General features: G+C 33.8%; 14 protein-coding genes. 1 reads left to right on the top strand and 13 read right to left on the bottom strand.

The genetic code is table 11. From position 1 onward, the window contains the following. From M0R38_00245 to M0R38_00205, 9 genes are all read right to left on the bottom strand, one after another. On the bottom strand, positions 1 to 2427 hold the full coding sequence (locus tag M0R38_00245; GenBank protein MCK9480178.1) for a TonB-dependent receptor plug domain-containing protein: 2427 nt from the start codon (positions 2425 to 2427) through the stop codon (positions 1 to 3). A gap of 85 nt (positions 2428 to 2512) precedes the next feature. Then, on the bottom strand, positions 2513 to 3163 hold the full coding sequence (rpe, locus tag M0R38_00240; GenBank protein MCK9480177.1) for a ribulose-phosphate 3-epimerase: 651 nt from the start codon (positions 3161 to 3163) through the stop codon (positions 2513 to 2515). An 18-nt stretch (positions 3164 to 3181) separates the two neighbouring features. Continuing rightward, the gene (locus M0R38_00235) at positions 3182 to 3553 is read right to left on the bottom strand and encodes a DUF721 domain-containing protein (protein MCK9480176.1); all 372 of its coding nucleotides are present in this window, start codon (positions 3551 to 3553) and stop codon (positions 3182 to 3184) included. A 35-nt stretch (positions 3554 to 3588) separates the two neighbouring features. Next, the gene (locus M0R38_00230) at positions 3589 to 5202 is read right to left on the bottom strand and encodes an Ig-like domain-containing domain (protein ID MCK9480175.1); all 1614 of its coding nucleotides are present in this window, start codon (positions 5200 to 5202) and stop codon (positions 3589 to 3591) included. Positions 5203 to 5205: 3 nt separating this feature from the next. Next, positions 5206 to 7068 carry a tRNA uridine-5-carboxymethylaminomethyl(34) synthesis enzyme MnmG gene (gene mnmG, locus M0R38_00225; GenBank protein MCK9480174.1) on the bottom strand — a complete coding sequence of 621 codons (1863 nt, stop codon included), beginning with the start codon at positions 7066 to 7068 and terminating at the stop codon, positions 5206 to 5208. 14 nt (positions 7069 to 7082) lie between these two features. Continuing rightward, a complete protein-coding gene (gene ybeY / locus M0R38_00220) occupies positions 7083 to 7520 on the bottom strand; it encodes an rRNA maturation RNase YbeY (GenBank protein ID MCK9480173.1) in 438 nt (145 codons plus the stop codon). Between the two features lie 2 nt (positions 7521 to 7522). After that, positions 7523 to 9169, bottom strand: coding sequence for a gliding motility-associated C-terminal domain-containing protein (locus M0R38_00215; protein ID MCK9480172.1), 1647 nt, complete (start codon positions 9167 to 9169; stop codon positions 7523 to 7525). Positions 9170 to 9279: 110 nt separating this feature from the next. Next, the gene (locus tag M0R38_00210; protein ID MCK9480171.1) at positions 9280 to 10563 is read right to left on the bottom strand and encodes an insulinase family protein; all 1284 of its coding nucleotides are present in this window, start codon (positions 10561 to 10563) and stop codon (positions 9280 to 9282) included. Beyond that, positions 10550 to 11806, bottom strand: coding sequence for an insulinase family protein (locus M0R38_00205; GenBank protein ID MCK9480170.1), 1257 nt, complete (start codon positions 11804 to 11806; stop codon positions 10550 to 10552). The genes M0R38_00210 and M0R38_00205 overlap by 14 nt, the downstream gene beginning before the upstream one ends. A 639-nt stretch (positions 11807 to 12445) precedes the next feature. Between M0R38_00205 and M0R38_00200 the strand changes: the two genes are divergently transcribed. Beyond that, entirely contained in the window at positions 12446 to 13390 is a 945-nt protein-coding gene (locus M0R38_00200) for a T9SS type A sorting domain-containing protein (protein MCK9480169.1), read from the top strand. 48 nt (positions 13391 to 13438) lie between these two features. On the opposite strand, the gene M0R38_00195 is transcribed toward M0R38_00200, so the two are convergent. The 4 genes from M0R38_00195 to M0R38_00180 form a co-directional block, all read right to left on the bottom strand. Further along, positions 13439 to 14302, bottom strand: a complete 864-nt coding sequence (locus tag M0R38_00195; protein ID MCK9480168.1) for an RNA polymerase sigma factor RpoD/SigA — start codon at positions 14300 to 14302, stop codon at positions 13439 to 13441. A gap of 98 nt (positions 14303 to 14400) precedes the next feature. Beyond that, positions 14401 to 15546: a 5-(carboxyamino)imidazole ribonucleotide synthase gene (locus M0R38_00190; GenBank protein MCK9480167.1), complete on the bottom strand. Its 1146-nt coding sequence runs from the start codon at positions 15544 to 15546 to the stop codon at positions 14401 to 14403. 10 nt (positions 15547 to 15556) lie between these two features. Then, entirely contained in the window at positions 15557 to 16570 is a 1014-nt protein-coding gene (gene pheS, locus M0R38_00185) for a phenylalanine--tRNA ligase subunit alpha (GenBank protein MCK9480166.1), read from the bottom strand. Positions 16571 to 17107: 537 nt separating this feature from the next. Next, positions 17108 to 18553: a glyceraldehyde-3-phosphate dehydrogenase gene (locus M0R38_00180; GenBank protein MCK9480165.1), complete on the bottom strand. Its 1446-nt coding sequence runs from the start codon at positions 18551 to 18553 to the stop codon at positions 17108 to 17110. Positions 18554 to 18813: the final 260 nt, after the last annotated feature.

Here is an 18813-nt window from a genome sequence, read left to right as displayed (position 1 = left end):
TTACAAAGTGGCAATTACCCTCAAACTAATTCTTCGAGAGGTTAAAAATTCAGGTACTCCAAACATATTGTTATTTATGTCTTTAACCCACAGATAGGAAATCACATTGTTAATACCCAACATGTTAAATACTTCTAAACCTGCCCAAAGAGAAGAAAACGTCTTGGAAAGCTTCTTTGTTTTATCTCCTTCTTTAATAAACACATAGTTAAATCCGGCATCTAATCTTCTATAAGCAGGGATTTTATTACCTTCTCTATATCGAGCTTCTCCTGGCAGAAAATAAGGAATGGGTGCGCCAAAAACCATGTTTAGATTTACCCTGCAATCAGGCAAAATTGGGAGCTCATCTTGAAAAAATAACGATGCGCTGACTCTCCTATCTGTGGGTCTGCGCAAATACGGACTTTCAATCTCTGTTCCGAAACTATTGATATACTTGATTTTCTCTTCTGTTTTGAGAAATGAAAAAGTAAACCAACTTTCTAATCCCGGTATAAACTGTCCATTAATTCGGGTATCTATACCACCGGCATAACCATGAGCGCTATTTTCTGCGTAGTATCTGATTCTCATATTGTCAACAACATAAGGAACAAGATAATCAAGGTCTTTAAAGTATATCTCTGTAAAGAGTTTGAAGGGTCTATCCCATAATTCAAAATAATAGTCAGCTCCCACAATATAATGAATCGAGCGTTGTGCTTTGAGTGATGTATTGATATTACCTTCAAAATCTCTCATTTCGCGATAGAAAGGAGGCTGATAATAGAATCCTGTTGCAGCACGAAGAACATAATCTCTTTTGCGAAGACTGTCGTTTCCTATATTATTATTAAATCTTCTGTTTGGTTCGATTGAATATTGGAGTCTCGGGCTGATAACATTTTGTTGATTTAAAGAACTGTAATGGGTACGTAACCCAACTGTGATTTGTTGTGAATTTTCAGGGTCTATCATCCATGAGAATTGCCCAAAACCCTGAATGTGGTTGTTTATTACATTAATTTTTGAATTGATATAAGAGCTGAGAAAAATAGAATCAGAAGAGAGATGAAACGGATTGATATTGTATTCTGACGAGTCATCATAGTGCCATTCCTTAAACTTGTCTTCAACCATATCACGTCTATATCCAATACCCCATGTGAGTTCAATATTTTTTTTTATAGGTTTAAATGTTCCTTTGTGGTCGGCTGTTATAATCTGATAATACAGTTCGTTTCGTGCATGATTGATAAAAAATCCATTTCCTAATGTTGCTATTGCGTTTCCAAAATCATCTGAGCCCATATTGTTATCAATAAGATCTAACTGATAAGCACCAAAAACATCATATTTTTCGGTTTCAACAGAAGATATTCCCGAAGTCATAAATTTTAAAGTCAATGCCTTTGATGGTTCATACACAAGAGAAAATCCCGACATGGCTGTGTTGTATTCCATGATTTCATTGCCTGTCATGCCTACATTAAGTTGTAAAGCGGTTTGAATAGTACCAAAAGAGGTGGTTTGTGAAACAGGGACGAGTCTATATTTGTTTTTTGCAACATTTGACAACCATTCAATCCTAAGACTCTTGCTGAAATTATATACAACAAGAGATTGAAAATCTAGAAATTGTGGATTATATTGACCTTCAACATCAAGAGAGTTTAATAAATAATTATTTGCTCGGTATCTAAACCCTGCAATATAAGAAAGTCTGTTGTTCTTACTCATACCTCCAAAGCTAAGTTCTCCACCCATAAAGTTTATTTCCCCAACTGCTTCAAATTTTTTGGGTGTTCTGTATTCTACATCCAAAACAGAAGACATTTTATCTCCATATTTTGACTCAAATCCTCCGGCAGAAAACGTAATATTATTTACCATAAAAGGGTTGATAAAACTCAGCCCTTCTTGTTGTCCCGTACGAACTAATTGTGGTCTGAATACTTCAAAATCATTAACATAAACAAGGTTTTCATCATAACTTCCTCCTCTTACATTGTATTGAGAACTTAATTCGTTACCTGAAGACACTCCGGGTAGTGTTTTTATAATCCCCTCAATACCAGAGCTAACACTCGGTAAATGATAGACTATTTTAGGATTGAGCTTTATGATATTTCCGGTTGGACGCTTTGATTCCTTGATATCAACCCCTTCAAGAATTTTTGCAGCAATGGTTATATCCACCTTCTTTCTTTGCATAGGGCTAAGCGGCTCTATTAATATTCTTGAACTAACGCCTGCATAAGTAAACACCAAAAGCACTTGTTTGTTTGCCGGTATTTCTATTTCAAAGTCCCCGCTATTATCAGACAATACCCCTGTAAACACCCCGTCAACCAATACCTGTACATCTGACATGGGTTTTGGTGGTTTGTCATCCGACATTATTTTTCCGTAAACAATCGCATTTGGTGAATCTTGTCCATTCAAGTTCAATAGAGTGAACAATGAAATGATAAAAAATAACAAGATTCGCTGCACAATAGATACTTAACGGGGTTTGCTTCGTAATATTTTAAACATTCTTTAAGGCTGCTATCGCCTCAATTGGGTTAGGTGCGGAGAAAACAGTATTGCCGGCAACAAGCACATTGGCACCGGCATCAATCAATGATTTTGCATTTTCTAATGTAACACCACCATCTATTTCAATATAAGGATGAAGGTTCTGCGACTTACTCAATTCTTTGAGCTCTTTTATTTTAGAATAAGTATTCTGAATAAATTTTTGTCCTCCAAATCCCGGATTTACGCTCATCATACAAACCAAATCAGCCATATATAAAATGTCTTTTAGACTGCTTATTGGGGTATGAGGATTTATTGCAACTCCTGCTTTCATTCCGGCTTCTTTGATTGCACCAAGAGTTCTATGCAAATGAGTGCATGCTTCAAAATGTACAGTGAGAATATCTGCACCGGCATTGGCAAACTCTTGGATATATCTTTCCGGTTGTACAATCATTAAATGAACATCAAGCGGTTTTTGTGCAACTTTCTTAAGTGTTTTCATAACCGGGAAACCAAACGAAATATTCGGTACAAATACACCGTCCATAACATCCACGTGAAACCAATCAGCTTGGCTTTGATTAATTAGTTGGAATGCTTGCTGAAGATTACCAAAATCGGCAGATAGAATAGAAGGAGCTACTATATGACTCATGGGGTCAAAATTAGCGTATTAATTAATTACAATTTCCTCAACAACCTGTCGTTTAAAATATTCATTGATAGCTTGTATAAGCTTTGTTTTCATATAGTTCAACTCTTGTTTAAGCATAGAGTTTGAAACTTTGATATACAAAACTTTTTTTCGCATATAAAGATCTGTGGTGTATTTTGCAATTACTTCTCCCGCTATTTCCTTCCAATACGTTCTAATCTTGCTTAAATCAACTTTATCTCTAATGTGATAAGAGTCAAGCATTTTATCCAATGCTTCTCCAATTGTACATTCACCTTTATAAAGTCTATAATCTTTCATGGATTGAGGAACGACAAAATTAGTAAAATCAATGGTACTTTTAATATCAAACAAAGAAAACAAAATCATGTTAGATATGAGTGTCTTCCCAAAACTTCTATAATTTACAATTCAATTTTCATATCACCATCCCATCCCTTTTTTATTTCTATTGGAGCATTGAGTCTGAAAATCGGTTCAGCCTGAATATACTGTTGAATATTACCCGAGTCCCAAATTCCATTTCCATTTTTATCCCCGTAAACGGACACTGTATAACTTCCCGCTTTAAGTGATGATAAAGTTAATATGCTATCTCCGGGTGCCAAGAAATAAAAATACTTCTCTTGGTCTTTCTCAATTTGAACAATCAAGTTAATATCTCTAAATTCAATTCCTGTTCTTATAAATCTAAGTTCAAAATTGCTTAGCTCTTTTTGAAATGGAATATTGTGTTGAAATACTAATTCCTTTTTGTTCCAAATAGAATCATTGAATTTATAAGCACTGTCTTGGATGGTTATTTTGTATTGTTTGCCTTCTTCCCAATGATGTACGATTGAAACCGAAAATTCGTCCCAAAAAACTGTTGGTTTTGTTTCTATGCTATCCCATTTCAATACAACTTTTGAGGTGTCAAAATGTTGGATTGGCAAGGTAGCCTTTAGTGTATAAAAAGTGTCATTAGGTTTGTTATCAAGTTGCTTTTTCCTATATAATTTTAGCATTCCCGGTTTTGATAACATTTTGAGTGTATCTGAATTGTAGAGGTTTGTTTGGTTATTATTCGTGATTTTTAGTTGGACTATATTGGATTTAGTATTCACAACAAAGAAAGTGTCGTTGAATAAAAAAGAAGGAAAAGAATGTGTTTGATCAATCGCAAAACATTTTTCCAAGAAGATATTTTCTTGGGGAAGAAATGCTATTTGCTTATCGTTTAACACAAATACGTTTTTTATAAAATGATTTTTGGAGTTATAAAACGGAAATGATTTGTAATTGGGTATTATAGTTACTTCTGTTGTTTTTGCCGTATCCGGTTCTTCAACAATTTCGGAATACTTAATTAAAATGGGCGTGTCCGAGAATCCGACATATTCACCGTTATCGGCAATTTTGTTTGAGTTTTTGTCCTCTAAAAAGAATAGTTGATATGTAGAAGGTTTGACACCTTGAAATTTAAAGAATCCTTGAGCATTTGTTTTGGTTTGATATTGAGCACGAACCGGAAAGAAAGTTGAATCAGTAAAAGGTTGTTCTGATAGATAAACGAAAGCTGACTTTAATGTTTCGTTTTTATCTACTGTTGTGATTACACCTTTATACTCTGCCGAATCTATTTCCTTGCCTGTTGAAAATGTTAAAGTGAAATTTTCTAGTATGTTTCCTTCGTTAATATCAATGATGCTTTTACCAAAGTTAAAGGTATAAGTAGTATTGTCGAGCAGTGTATCTGTCCATGAAATGATGGCTGTTTTTCCTGAAATCTTTGAAGTGGGTTTATATTTGAGAGGAGGTGAAACGATTAGCTCATTATTAAGATTATCAATACCAATATATTCATCAAAAGTCAACTTAATGTAAGCTTTTGTGTATTCAGTTTGATTGTTTGAAGGTTCTGATTTTGAAACTTTAGGTGGTTTAATGTCTTTAGGTCCGCCTGCAGGTGCCAACATATTTGCACAACTCCAAAGAAGCATTAAAAGAGGCAAGTATAAATAAGTTCTTTTTTTCATTATTTAACGTCCGAAATATACGAGTAAAACAGAAATATCAGCAGGCGAAACTCCGCTTATTCTGCTTGCTTGTCCCAGCGTTTCCGGTTTAATTTTACTGAGTTTCTGACGTGCCTCAGAACTCAATGAAACAATTTTAGAATAATCATAATCTGGGTTTAGCTTAACTCCCTCCAATCGTTTAATTTTATCTGCTGTTTCCTTCTCTTTTTCTATATATGTAGCATACTTAATGTTTATTTCTGCTTGTGCAACATCCTCTTCCGGCATGGTGCTAATAAAAGAAGAAATGGATTCAATCTGTTTTAAATTTTCAATACTTATTTGAGGCCTAAGCAAAATCTTAGAAGCAATTACCTTTTCTTTGACAACCGGTGTTTTTAATGATTCTAAAACCGGATTTATTTCTTCAGGTGTTAATTGCTTGGTTTGCAGGTGTTTAGCAATGCTGTTTACATTGTTTATTTTCTTTTCCAAGTTTCTTTCTCTGTCTTCATCGGCAAGACCTATTTTTCTACCTATTGGAGTCAAGCGAACATCGGCATTATCTTGTCTAAGCAAGATTCTATATTCTGCTCTTGAAGTAAACATTCTGTATGGCTCATCTGTACCTTTATTAATCAAATCGTCAATCAATACACCTATATATGCATCTGCTCTATCCAAAATCAACGGCTCTTTTTCATTTAAATTTAGATGCGCATTGATTCCGGCAATTAGTCCTTGACATGCTGCTTCTTCATAACCGGTTGTACCATTAATTTGACCCGCAAAATACAGATTATCTACAAGTTTTGTTTCTAAAGTTAGTTTTAATTGTGTTGGCGGAAAGTAATCATACTCAATTGCATATCCGGGTCTAAACATTTTCGCATTCTCAAATCCTTTTATTTCTTTTAACGCCCTTTGTTGAATAGTCTCCGGCAAAGAAGAAGAGAATCCATTCACATAAACCTCAATCGTATTCCAACCTTCCGGTTCAACAAAAATTTGATGACGATTTCTTTCTGCAAAACGGTTAATTTTATCCTCAATTGACGGACAATAACGTGGTCCAAGACCATGAATATCTCCTGCAAACATTGGACTATCTGCAAAACCTTCTCTTAATATGTCATGAACCTTTTCGTTTGTATATGTTATGTGACAGGGTTTTTGAATTGTTAAAGATTTTGTCTGATTTGAGAATGAAAACTTACCGGGGTTTTCATCTCCCATTTGTTCTTCTAAAATTGAATAATTAATGGTTCTGCCATCCAACCGTGGAGGTGTTCCTGTTTTCATTCTTCCGGATTGAAAACCTAATTTTTCTAAACTGGCAGTAATGCCTGTTGAAGCAGCTTCACCCATTCTACCTCCTCCATAACTCTTTCTCCCTATATGAATTCTGCCATTCAAAAATGTTCCGCTCGTTATAATTACAGATTGAGAATAAATTTCCAATCCCATTCCGGTTTTTACTCCCAGAACCTTCTGATTTTTAGTTAAAATATCTACAACAGAATCTTGAAAAAAATCAACATAGGGGTTGTTTTCCAATGCTAATCGCCATTCTTCGGAAAATCTCATTCTATCTATTTGAGCTCTGGGACTCCACATTGCGGCACCTTTTGAGCGATTCAACATTCTGAATTGAATCATTGTCTTATCGGAAATGATTCCTGACATTCCACCAAGAGCATCTATTTCTCGCACAATTTGCCCTTTTGCAACGCCACCCATAGCGGGGTTGCAGCTCATTTTTGCCATAACTTCCATATTCATGGTTATAAGCAAAACCTTCGAGCCTAACTTTCCTGCTGCATAAGCTGCTTCACAGCCTGCATGACCCGCTCCAACAACAATTACATCATATTTTTCAAAAATCATTTTTTATTGTTTCACGTGAAACTAGTTTTTAATGCAAACTTCATTACATAAAAGTTCTCTTCTCTTTTCATCTCTTTTCTTTCTTCTTCAGAATGATCATCAAAACCACACAAATGCAAACATCCATGAAAAATCACCCTTAGCAGTTCTTTATGATAAGACACGTTGTATTTCTTAGCATTGCTTTCAACCATATCTGCACTGATAAATAGTTCAGCTTCAATTGGCTCGTCTTCATCAGAATAGGTAAAAGTTATAATATCTGTAAAATAATCATGGTTAAGAAAATTCTGATTTATCTCAAGCAGAGCGCTATCGTTTAGCATGGTTATCGTTATTGATGAAAAATCAACTTTATGGTCATTCATTATTGCTTTAATTCCGGTTTTATATACTCTTTCTACAGATGCCGGAAAAGAAAGATTGTATGTGTTATTTAGATATATCATTCCTAATCTATTAAATAAAAAGTACCTTTAAATTCTACTGCCTCTCCGAGCTCTCCTTTAATTTTGGCATAATAAATATACGTTCCGGATTGGCAAATATTTCCTGCACTATCTGTACCATCCCAACCTTTTGTAACTTGATGTGTTTCATAAATTAATTGTCCCCAACGATTATATATTCTGAGGAGTGAAGCATTATCTTTTTCAATAACACCAATACCAACGGGTCCAAAAGTAGTATTTATACCATGAGGAGAAAAAGCATTAGGAAAATATATTGCAAGCTCTCGTACAAAACAAAAAGAGTTTGAAAAGGAAGTGTCCTGTCTGTTATAAACATTAATTCCGTTTTCTATTGCTGAAACCACATAACATAATTTATACGCATATTCTTGATTCTGATATACATCAAAAGAAGTAGTTTGATTAGGTGTAAGTACGTCTGTTAAGTTCCACGTGAAACGAGGTAAAATTTCAAGTCCATATTGTTTATAAACATGATACTGTCCAACCCCGTTTGAAAATGTATTATAAGGATTCCAATTTAATTCTGATTCAATACTGTTTTCTGAAACGTTTAATAAAATTGAATTTGATATTAAACTTGAATCTTGAGGAATAACATAGTCACAGACATCCTTATGGGTTATTTGATAATAATAAATTTTGGAAGCAACATCTACTAATGAATCTATCACAGTAATGTTTTCAGGGAAACTCTTTGCATCATAAGTTTTAAAGGTTTGAAAATTAATTCCATCAGATGATTTCAACAGGCTTATTGTTCCCTCCTTTAATTGGCTCATAAAAACAATTTGAATTGCTTGTTTTTCTGTTACGCTAACATTATAAATACTATTTGATGCGCCCGTTGGTGTAGGTGTTTCAAAACAAATTCTATTTGAGGTACTTGTTATACCGGAATCACTATTCATCCTTACTACAATACAATACCTTCTACCTGATTCAAGGTTGCTTAAAATAAAAGAATCTGTGTCAGGATTAACCTCTGCTGCCTCAGTAAATCCCGAAAACGAGTCAGAACTTACATAAACTTTGTAGTTTTTAATTGTAACTCCCTGATATTGTGTCCATTGAATAGATGCTGTTCTCTTGCAAGTATCAAGATTACCTGTTAAATATATTGTTTTTAGTCCTTGGGAAATGGGTGATGTATTGACGCAACTGTCATAGGTTGCCAAAGCGTATTTCTCTGATTGTTTAGCCGGCTGTCCATGCATTGAGTCTAGAAATACAAGTCCGTTTGTATCAGATAAAAGGATGTTGGACGACCCAACGTAATAAACATAAAAACCTTTGCTATCTTTTGCCGGATGTTGTTTCCACCCTAAAATCGTTTTCTGTGTTTTTAAATCAACGCTAACAGAGTCCAGCTCCCATTCAAAAGGCTGTTCAACATCTACCTTGATTGTATCTGAAACCAGTGTATCTGTTCCATTGCAAGCAAATTGGGTTACAATAAAAAACTCCCATTCTTTATTGTTTTTTAATTTAACTTGAGACTGTGTTTGTAAATAGGCGTTTTCGGTGGCTACTAGTTCAAAAGATGATGATGGTTCATCTCTTCCATAGATTTTATATTTAATAAAAGAACCGCAATTATCAGAGACAACAACCCATTTTATCATTGCTGTTGAGTCTAGTTTATTCAAGCAAACGCTTGTAATTTGAACGGGTTTATCAATGCCTAAAACATTTGAAAATTTAAACACGCACAAAAACAATACAAATATAGATACTATGGATTGGGTCCTGACCACGTATAAATTAACGAATTTGAGTTTAAATAATTTTGTGCGGCTTGTTGCACTTGTGATGGGGTAAGCAGTTTGATTTTGTCTGCAAATGTATTATACCATGAAAGAGTGTTTTTTGTTTCAAGTAACGCTAAATGTCTTTCTGAAAACGAAAAGTAACTGTCAAATGCCTCCTGTAGATTCCCTAAATAATAATTTCTTGCTGTTTCAAACTCTTCATTGCTTACCGTTTCATGCGAAAGTTTGTTAAACTCCTTCAATATTACATCTTTTACCGGACTTGCCTTATCTACTTGTATATCACCGGAGACTTCTATAAATGCATTGTCAGAATAGTTTACAATCCTACTAGAAACTCCATAAGTCCAGCCTTTGTCTTCTCGAATATTTTTCATTAATCGAGATCCAAAATATCCGCCAAGTATTAAGTTTAACATTGTAATGGAAGCATAGTCGTTAGTGTTTCTGGAATCTACTTCAAGTCTTGCATTAAAAGAAGACTGATTTGCATTAGAAACACAGTAAAAACAATCCGAGTCGGCAGCATGCTTTTTAATAAACTTTATTTCTTGCGCAACAAAGGTTAAATCCTCGGTGAGTTTATCTTTAAAAACTTCTTCAATCTGCTTGGTTTTTGAAGATAAAGCTATTGACGAAGTAAGTATCAAAAAACATTCATTAAATTTAGTTTTAAACTCGTTTTGTAATAATTCTCGTGTAACGACCGCATAATCTTCTTCATCAGTTGGTTTTCCTAAAATTGAACCATCTCCAAACCAATATTTATTCATCAGAACCGAACTTTGATATACCGTCTTTTGGTGCTGTACTCGTAGATTGTTTTTCTTCTGTTGTTTTAATAAATCTAATTCGCTTTGAGGAAAAGTTGAGAAGAAAACAGCTTCATGAATCAACTCAAGCACTTCATCAAAATACCTATTCATACCATAAACAGACAAAACCGTTTTATAATACGTAGTAGTAACATTGATATAAGAGCCTAAGAAATCAAGTTTATCGTTTAATTCTTGGGCTGATAGCTTGTTAGTTCCAGAGAGCAACATATCAGCACAAAAGATATTACTTTTTGACAAAATGCTATTACCCACTCCTGCTTTCGGAAAAACTATATCTAGTTTAAAAACGTCACACTCATCCTTAAAAAACCCATAAATTCCTTTTGCAACCTTGTCCGGATTTGATAGCAAAGGCAAGGATAAAGGGTAGATTGCAGGTCCTTTCTTTCTGAAATTATTTGAGTTCATTTTTTTCCTTGCTTAAATAGTTTAGTGTTACACTCCTCTCTTTTGTGAGATATTTTTTAGCAAAATCAACAATGTCGGTGACTTTAACAGCTCGAATTAATTCCGGTTCTTTGTTTATAAGATTAATATCTCCAAGGTTTTTACATATACACAAAGCCATTGCAACATTTAACACCTGTGTTTGGCTAAACAAATACGATGTTTCTGATTTGTTTATGACTTTTAACAATTCGTTTTCGGTAATACCACCCTCTTGTTTTATCGTTTCAATTTGCTCCCAAATTGCTTGAGTTGCACTTGTATGAGAAACTCCGGGACTTACCCTACCTTGAATCACAAAAATGCCCTCATCGATTTCTCCTGAAGTATAGGTAGAAATAGCAGTAAACAGTTTTTGTTTTCTTACTAAATTATCAAAAAGTCTTGATGATTCTGCTCTACCCAAAATATCTGATAACAAATCCGAAACATAGTATTTTACATCTGTTCTTGAAACTGACTTAAAAGCAATTGCTACCATATCTTGAGGTACATTTTCATAAAATGTTTCTATTCGCTGTGAACGTTGTTCTTCTTCTTTTGGATAAATATTTGGGTTTCTGCTTCCGGAAGGAATTGGTGCAAACCATGTATTGCAAAGTTCTTTAGTTTTTTCAATGCTTACATTTCCCGCAATACAAAGTATTGCATTGTTAGGATTATAAAATTTTTTAAAAAAAGCTTTAATGTCTTCAAGTGTAGTATTTTCTACATGTTCGATTTTTTTTCCTATGGTAGCCCAATTATAAGGATGGGTTTTATAAATAAGAGGTCTAAGTTTTAACCAGAAATCGCCATAGGGTTGATTCAAATATCGCTGTCTGAACTCTTGAACCACAACACCTTTTTGAACATCCAGCGCCTCTTGTTTAAAAGACAGTGAAAGCATCCTATCAGATTCCAACCAAAAAGCAGTTTCAATATTTTCTGCCGGTAGTGTCAAATAATAATTTGTGATATCTGTATTTGTGAAGGCATTGTTTGAACCTCCGGCTTTTTGTAACGGTGTATCAAAACTCTCAATATTTAATGAACCACTAAACATTAGATGTTCAAATAAATGCGCTAAACCTGTGTGGTTTGGGTTTTCATCTCTTGATCCTACGTTGTACAATACATTCACAACTGCCAATGGAGTTGTTTTATCTTCATAATGAATTACCCTCAAACCATTCTCTAAACTAAACTCCGTGTATTTAATCATTGGGGGTTACAAATTTACGTCAATTGACAATACGTTTAAGGGGCTCCAATTTATAAATACAAGGATTCTTTTTTGATAACATTTTACACTCTGTATTTTTAACACATTATGAATTGTTTCCACATAAAACTTCATAATTAGTGAAAAACAAAAGGATTTTAATTTTATTCTTTGGCTTTATTTTGCATATCAATTTCTAGTTAGGTGAAAAAACAATTCTCAACAAAAGTACCCACTCATATTTTCAATTTCATACTGGTTGTTGCGTGCACAATTATGAATATACCACAAGGATATTCACAAAAAACCGTTCATGAAATTTATACCGATTATGACGGATGGTAGGTTGTATCAAGCTCGTCTAGCACCTATCCCGATACATCGCATTTATTATTAGGATATAAAATAGGTAGCACTGTTTATTCTACAGGTGTTAATGATGCATTATTAACTTCAAAAAGTATCTCATTTACACCTCAAGATTATAAGGCTATACTACCTGCTAATTCTATTTCTACTCAATATGTTGGAGTTGGTTTTCGATATGGAGGTCCGGGTAATGTTACCCCAAATCCAATAACAAATCCTCCGCCCTTTTATTTAGATGACGGTACGAATGGTTTAGATTTGGGTACAGCTTTGTTTAATTCAAGCGGGTCTATAATTTATCATTATACAGGTATTGATTTAGCTTATATTAATGACGGTATTCCTGATATTATTATTACACAAGTAGGAGACCCTTCTAAGACTAAAGCAGATAGTTTTAGCATTAGAGACGTTAAAGATTCTGTCATCGGAAACTTTTTAGCTGTTCGTTTTGACACTGTTTCTACTTGCGGTAAAGGATATTGGAAATTTTATAATCCTAGCAGTTCACCACCTAGCTATCAACCCAGCCTTGCCGGTAATAGAGATATTAGAATCATTGGATATGACTTTGCAGACTTTGGGATTACAGCCTCCAACTATTTATTGGTTAAATCACTATTTCATAAATTGAGTGGCGAAAGCGATCAAGCATTTGTTGCATTTAACATGAGGGCTGTTATTGGACTTCCTATTGAGTTAGGATATTTTAAAGCTGAAGAATACCAGAGAAGTGTTCATCTTTATTGGCAAACCATTTCTGAAGAAAATAACGACTTTTTTACAGTAGAAAGGAGTATTGATTTAGTAAATTGGGATGAAGTCAAAACAATTAACGGTGCGGGTAATAGTTATACTCCGCTAAATTACCATTTTGAAGAACCTACACAGCTCAAAGGTTTTGTTTATTATAGGCTAAGTCAAACAGATATTAACGGTGTTAAAACTCTTTTGGGAATTAGAAAAGTTTTTTTGGGTGTAAATGAAAATATAGTTCTTTATCCTAACCCTGCAAATTCGTTCATAGGAATTAGTGGCTTATTTTTACCTAATACTCGTTATGAAATTTATAACACATTGGGTCAAATGGCTTTAACCGGAAAAGTATTACAAGATGAAGTAATTGACATTAGTTCGTTGCCAATTGGCACTTATTATATTACACTTAAAGACCAAAAGGATATTATCAATAGAACGATTTTTATTAAACAATAAAACCTTCTAATCACAAAAAAGCCCCTTTGGTTTTTCAAAGGGGCTTTTTTATCCTAAATACGATTTTAATATTTTGCTTTTTGAAGACTTCCTCAATCTTCTAAGAGCTTTTTCTTTAATTTGTCTTACACGCTCTCTTGTCAATCCCACCTTTTCGCTAATATCTTCTAATGTATGAGCGGGACCACCATCTAAGCCATAGTAATATCTCAATACATCTCTTTCTTTGTCTGAAAGTGTGCTAATAACTCTATTTATTTCTTTTTGCAACGATTCGTTTAACAAGGGTGAATCCGGATCCGGTTCGTCATTATTATCCAATATTCCTAACAATGTATTGTCTTCACCTTCTGTTAAAGGAGCGTCAATAGACAAGTGACGTCCGGAAGATTTGAATGCATTTTCAACCTCTACAACAGAAATATCAAGCTCTTTTGCTATTTCCTCAGATGTTGGAGGTCTTTCTAGTTCTTGCTCAAGTTTTGCTGCTGCGGCTGCAATTTTTCCAATTGAACTTACTTTATTTAACGGAAGTCTAACTATTCTGGATTGGTCTGCAAGTGCTTGTAAAATTGACTGGCGAATCCACCATACTGCATAAGAAATAAATTTGAAACCACGTGTTTCATCAAATCTTTTTGCAGCTTTAATAAGACCAAAATTACCTTCATTTATCAAGTCTCCAAGAGTTAACCCTTGATTTTGATATTGTTTAGATACAGAAACTACGAATCTTAGGTTTGCATTAACCAATTTTTCTAAGGCTTTTTGATCTCCTTCTCGTATTCTGCGAGCAAGTTCCACTTCTTCTTGAGCATCAATCATTGGAACTTTGCTGATTTCATTGAGATATTTATCAAGGGACTTGTTTTCCCTGTTTGTAAACTGTTTACTTATTTTGAGTTGTCTCATTCGTACTGATTAGAATATTAATTTTTGTGTTGAATAAAACTTATTAGAGGTGCTTGTTATGCAAGGGTGCAAAGGTACTAATTTTATTTATAATACTCTTATTTGGGTACTACTTTAATTTTTTGAGCAATGGATACTTTTTCAAATAAAGCCTTCTTATCTTTTGCTAACACAGTAATATGACCTAATTTTCTATTGGGTCTGCTTTCTGTTTTCCCGTAAAGGTGAATGTAAATACCCGACTCTTTCATTACTTCTTCGGTATTTGATAATTGATATTTTCCTGAAAAATTATCTGCACCCACAAGGTTTATCATAGCTCCAGAACATATCAAATCTGTTTTGCCCAGAGGTAATCCTAATAGTATTCTATTTAACTGTTCAAACTGTGATGTATAACATGCTTCGATTGTATGGTGACCCGAATTATGTGGTCTGGGTGCAATTTCATTCACCAATACCTCATGTCCTTTTACAAATAATTCAACTGCAAAAAGACCGGGTGAGTTAAAAGACAAAGCAGCTTTTATGGATATCTCTTTACAATCATTCTGAACAGATTCCGGCAAATCAATTTCGGTATGTAAAAACATTACTAAATTGCTAATAGGGTCAAATTCCATTGCTACCAATGGAAATGTTTCTGCATTTCCTTGCTGGTCTATTGCTACAATGACTGATATTTCGGTAACGTTATCTATAAACTGTTCATACAAAGTATTATCTGTCTGAAAAGGCTTTATACCGGATTTAATTTCATTTTTGGTTAAAATACTAACCCCTTTTCCATCATATCCGCCTCTGCGTGCTTTTACTACAATTTTTTCTCCCTCAAATAAATCTAATTTTTCTACCCAATCCTTTTCTTCTTTTAAGTTGTAGTACTTTGGAATTTCTATGTTATGTTTTTCTAAATACTCATTTTGACTTCCTTTGTCATTGATAATCTTGAGTACATAAGGTTTTGGGAAAATCTTTTTCCCTTCTTCTTCTAATTTAGTAATAGCATCTGTGTTGATATGTTCTATTTCATAGGTTAACACATCTGAAACCAGAGCTAATTTATTTATATCGTCAGCATTGGTTATTTTTCCTTCAATAAAATTTCCTCCTAACAATGCACAAGGGGAACCGGATATATCTAAAAAATTATATTTTACTAACCATGGAGAACCGGCTTCTGCCAACATTTTCCCCAACTGCCCTCCTCCTATAATTCCTATTCTTTTTTCTGATGGAAGCATTTGTTATTTTTTAAAAAGAACTGAACTGTGATAAAAACCTGACATCGTTGTAAAATAATGTTCGTATATCTTTAATACCATATTTTAACATTGCTATTCTGTCAACACCTAATCCAAAAGCATAACCGGAATAAATTTTTGAATCTAATCCAACATTTTGCAACACATTCACATCTACCATTCCACATCCTAATATTTCTAACCAACCTGTTCCTTTGGTGAGCCTATAATCTTCTTCTGTTTCTGTTCCTAAAAACACATCCATTTCTGCACTTGGTTCTGTAAAAGGAAAATAAGAAGCTCTAAACCTTACCGGTAAATCTTTTCCAAAGAATTCTCTTACAAAAAAATACAATGTCTGTTTTAAGTCTGCAAAGCTTATATGTTTATCTATACACAATCCTTCTATCTGATGGAAGAAACAATTAGACCTTGCTGACACAGCCTCGTTTCTATATACTCTTCCGGGACAAATAACCCTGATTGGCGGTTTTTCATTTTTCATTACCCTTATTTGTACTGATGATGTATGGGTTCTTAATGCAAAATCATTCGTAATAAAAAAAGTATCCTGCATATCTCTTGCAGGATGATTTGGTGGAAAATTTAAAGCAGAAAAATTGTGATAATCATCTTCTATTTCAGGTCCTTCTTCTGTTGTAAAACCTATTCTTGCAAAAATATTACTTATCTCATCTATCACCTCTGTAATCGGATGTTTGCCTCCATATGTTACGCTATGAACAGGTAATGTTACATCAATTGTTTGCTCTTTTGTTGGTTTGTTTGATTCAAACTTTTCTTTCGCTTCTTCCCATTTTTGGTTTGCTCTCTCTTTTAACAAGTTTAACTCTTTTCCAACCTCTCTTTTTAAATTATTATCAATAGTTCTAAACTCATCTACAAGCTCGTTTATCAATCCTTTTTTTACCAAGAATTTTAATCTATACTCTTCTAAAGTTGCAGATGAATCAATTTTAAATGATTCAATTTGAGAAGCAATTTGTTTTAACTTTTCCAACATCTCTATTTAATTTGATGCCGCAAAAGTAAGTAAGCGAGAGTATTATTTTTCGTTTCGTTTTTCTTTCACGGTTTTATCCTATCAACAAAACAAAATATATTCATATTCTTTAAAATTAATTTTATTCATATTTACAGATGTGAATAGCAGCAAAACTATTTTTTACCAATCGCTTGTGTATATGTCAATCAATACTTTGTTCACGCAATATTAACATCCAAACCTTTTAATATGGCTGTTTTACACATTTTATTCTTGAATGTGAATGGGATAATTTTGAGTGTTTAAAATGGGTTTTTAAAAATAAATTACTGTTGGTTATTTGTGGTTAAAACGAAAGATTATACACAACAATCAACAAAGAAAAATTGGTTTATGGGCTTATCCTCAGTTGTTCTATTTTTATCCTCAGCAATTCACATAAATATAGGGTAAATGTTGATATACTCTATACAACACAATTATCAACGGGTTTAAACAAAAATAGCTGAAGTTTACTTCAGCCATTTCTAACATTATATTACAAACAATATCTGATTAATAATAAATCAAACGTTGAACCTTTGCAACGAATTTAGCCAAACGTATTACCTGTTTTGTATAACCAAATTCATTGTCATACCATGTGTATAGCACCACATTTTTATTGTCTTTAGAAATAATGGTTGCTTGTGAATCAAAAACAGAACAACAAGTGTTTCCTATGATATCATTGGAAACCAGTTCTGGATCTACAGAATAAAAGATTTGATTAATTAGCTTACCATTAAGAGCCTCGTTTCTGACTGCTTCGTTCACAGAGTCGAGCGTAACTTCTTTATTTAGTTCTAAAGATAAAATAGCCAAAGAACCATTTGGAGTAGGTACACGAACTGCATTTGCCGTTAATTTGTTTTCTAAAGAAGGGATTACTTTTGTTACTGCACTACCCGCTCCGGTAGAAGTGATTACCATATTAATGGCAGCAGAACGACCTCTTCTTGGTTTTTTATGCATATTGTCCAATAAGTTTTGGTCATTGGTGTATGCGTGTACTGTTTCGATATGACCTTTTACAATACCAAAATTGTCTTCCATTACTTTAAGAATAGGAGAGATTGCGTTCGTAGTACAAGAAGCGGCAGAGAAAATATGGTCGTTGTCTCTGTCTAATGTTCCCTGATTTATTCCATAAACAACATTTGGAACACCTTTTCCGGGTGCGGTCAGGATTACTTTAGAAGAACCTTTTGATTTTAAATGTCTGCTTAATGCTTCTTTATCTTTAAACACACCGGTGTTATCAATAATAAGTGCGTCATGAATACCGTATTGTGTATAGTCTATATCTTCAGGATTGTTGGCACTTATCATTTGAACCCTCATACCATTAATAATTAACACATTGTTTTCTTTGTCAACACTTATTGTACCGTCAAAAGCACCGTGGACAGAATCGCTTCTCAATAAAGCAGCACGTTTTTCGAGCATTTCAGGATCTTTATCGCGGGTAACAATGGCTCTCAATCTGAGTTGCTGTCCTTTTCCTGCTTGTTTTATTAATTCTCTTGCTGCCAAACGACCTATACGTCCAAACCCATATAATACAACATCTCTTGGTATCATTTTAAACTTATCGGGTCCAATAAAGTCTTTTAATGTATCTTTCAAAAATGCGGACTGGTCTCCATTATAAGTATCTTTCTTTTGAGAAAATTCATATGCCAATCTACCGATATCAATTTTTGAAGGAGCTAAATCTATTTCGGTCAGCGCCTCTGCTAATGAAGACGACATATAAACGTCAATAGGTCTGTCAATTACTTTTCTAGCATATTCGTGTAAGTTAAGTATTTCTGAAATTGTTAAATCTACTAAGTGGTTTCTCAAAAAAACAAGTTCTACACCTTTGTCATAAAGAAGCTGCCCTGTTTTACTTGCAAGGTTAACCGCTGCTCGTTCTTTCTTTACATGGGTTTCCAGATGTTCTTCAAATCCATTCATTGTGTTTATTAATTAAATATAATTTTAGAGTTGTTACCGACAATTCTGTATGGCTGTTTTTAAAAAGCTCAATTACGCTTAATCCCTTTAACAGTCTTAATACATAGCTGCGATTGGAGTACAAAAATAATGAAAGTTTTGGAAAGAAAAACCGGAGGGAAAAGATGTGGCAAAATAAAATAGAACCCTTTGCATATAATTGTTAATCAGCATTATGTATAGTGCAAACAAGCAATCCATATCTGTCGATATGAAAACCA

It is taken from the genome of Bacteroidia bacterium (assembly GCA_023228875.1).
In the GTDB taxonomy this organism is placed as follows: Bacteria; Bacteroidota; Bacteroidia; order NS11-12g; family UBA955; genus JALOAG01.
The sequence above is the reverse complement of the archived record's forward strand: the minus strand, read 5'-3'. Positions and strand labels throughout refer to the sequence as shown.

Coding starts and splice junctions, on each gene's coding strand:
- M0R38_00180 (MCK9480165.1), bottom strand. CDS start 18,553: ATGAATGGATTTGAAGAACATCTGGAAACCCATGTAAAGAAAGAACGA.
- M0R38_00210 (MCK9480171.1), bottom strand. CDS start 10,563: ATGAACTCAAATAATTTCAGAAAGAAAGGACCTGCAATCTACCCTTTA.
- rpe (MCK9480177.1), bottom strand. CDS start 3,163: ATGAGTCATATAGTAGCTCCTTCTATTCTATCTGCCGATTTTGGTAAT.
- M0R38_00230 (MCK9480175.1), bottom strand. CDS start 5,202: ATGAAAAAAAGAACTTATTTATACTTGCCTCTTTTAATGCTTCTTTGG.
- M0R38_00215 (MCK9480172.1), bottom strand. CDS start 9,169: ATGATAAAATGGGTTGTTGTCTCTGATAATTGCGGTTCTTTTATTAAA.
- M0R38_00190 (MCK9480167.1), bottom strand. CDS start 15,546: ATGCTTCCATCAGAAAAAAGAATAGGAATTATAGGAGGAGGGCAGTTG.
- pheS (MCK9480166.1), bottom strand. CDS start 16,570: ATGTTGGAAAAGTTAAAACAAATTGCTTCTCAAATTGAATCATTTAAA.
- M0R38_00235 (MCK9480176.1), bottom strand. CDS start 3,553: ATGATTTTGTTTTCTTTGTTTGATATTAAAAGTACCATTGATTTTACT.
- M0R38_00205 (MCK9480170.1), bottom strand. CDS start 11,806: ATGATTAAATACACGGAGTTTAGTTTAGAGAATGGTTTGAGGGTAATT.
- M0R38_00195 (MCK9480168.1), bottom strand. CDS start 14,302: ATGAGACAACTCAAAATAAGTAAACAGTTTACAAACAGGGAAAACAAG.
- ybeY (MCK9480173.1), bottom strand. CDS start 7,520: ATGATATATCTAAATAACACATACAATCTTTCTTTTCCGGCATCTGTA.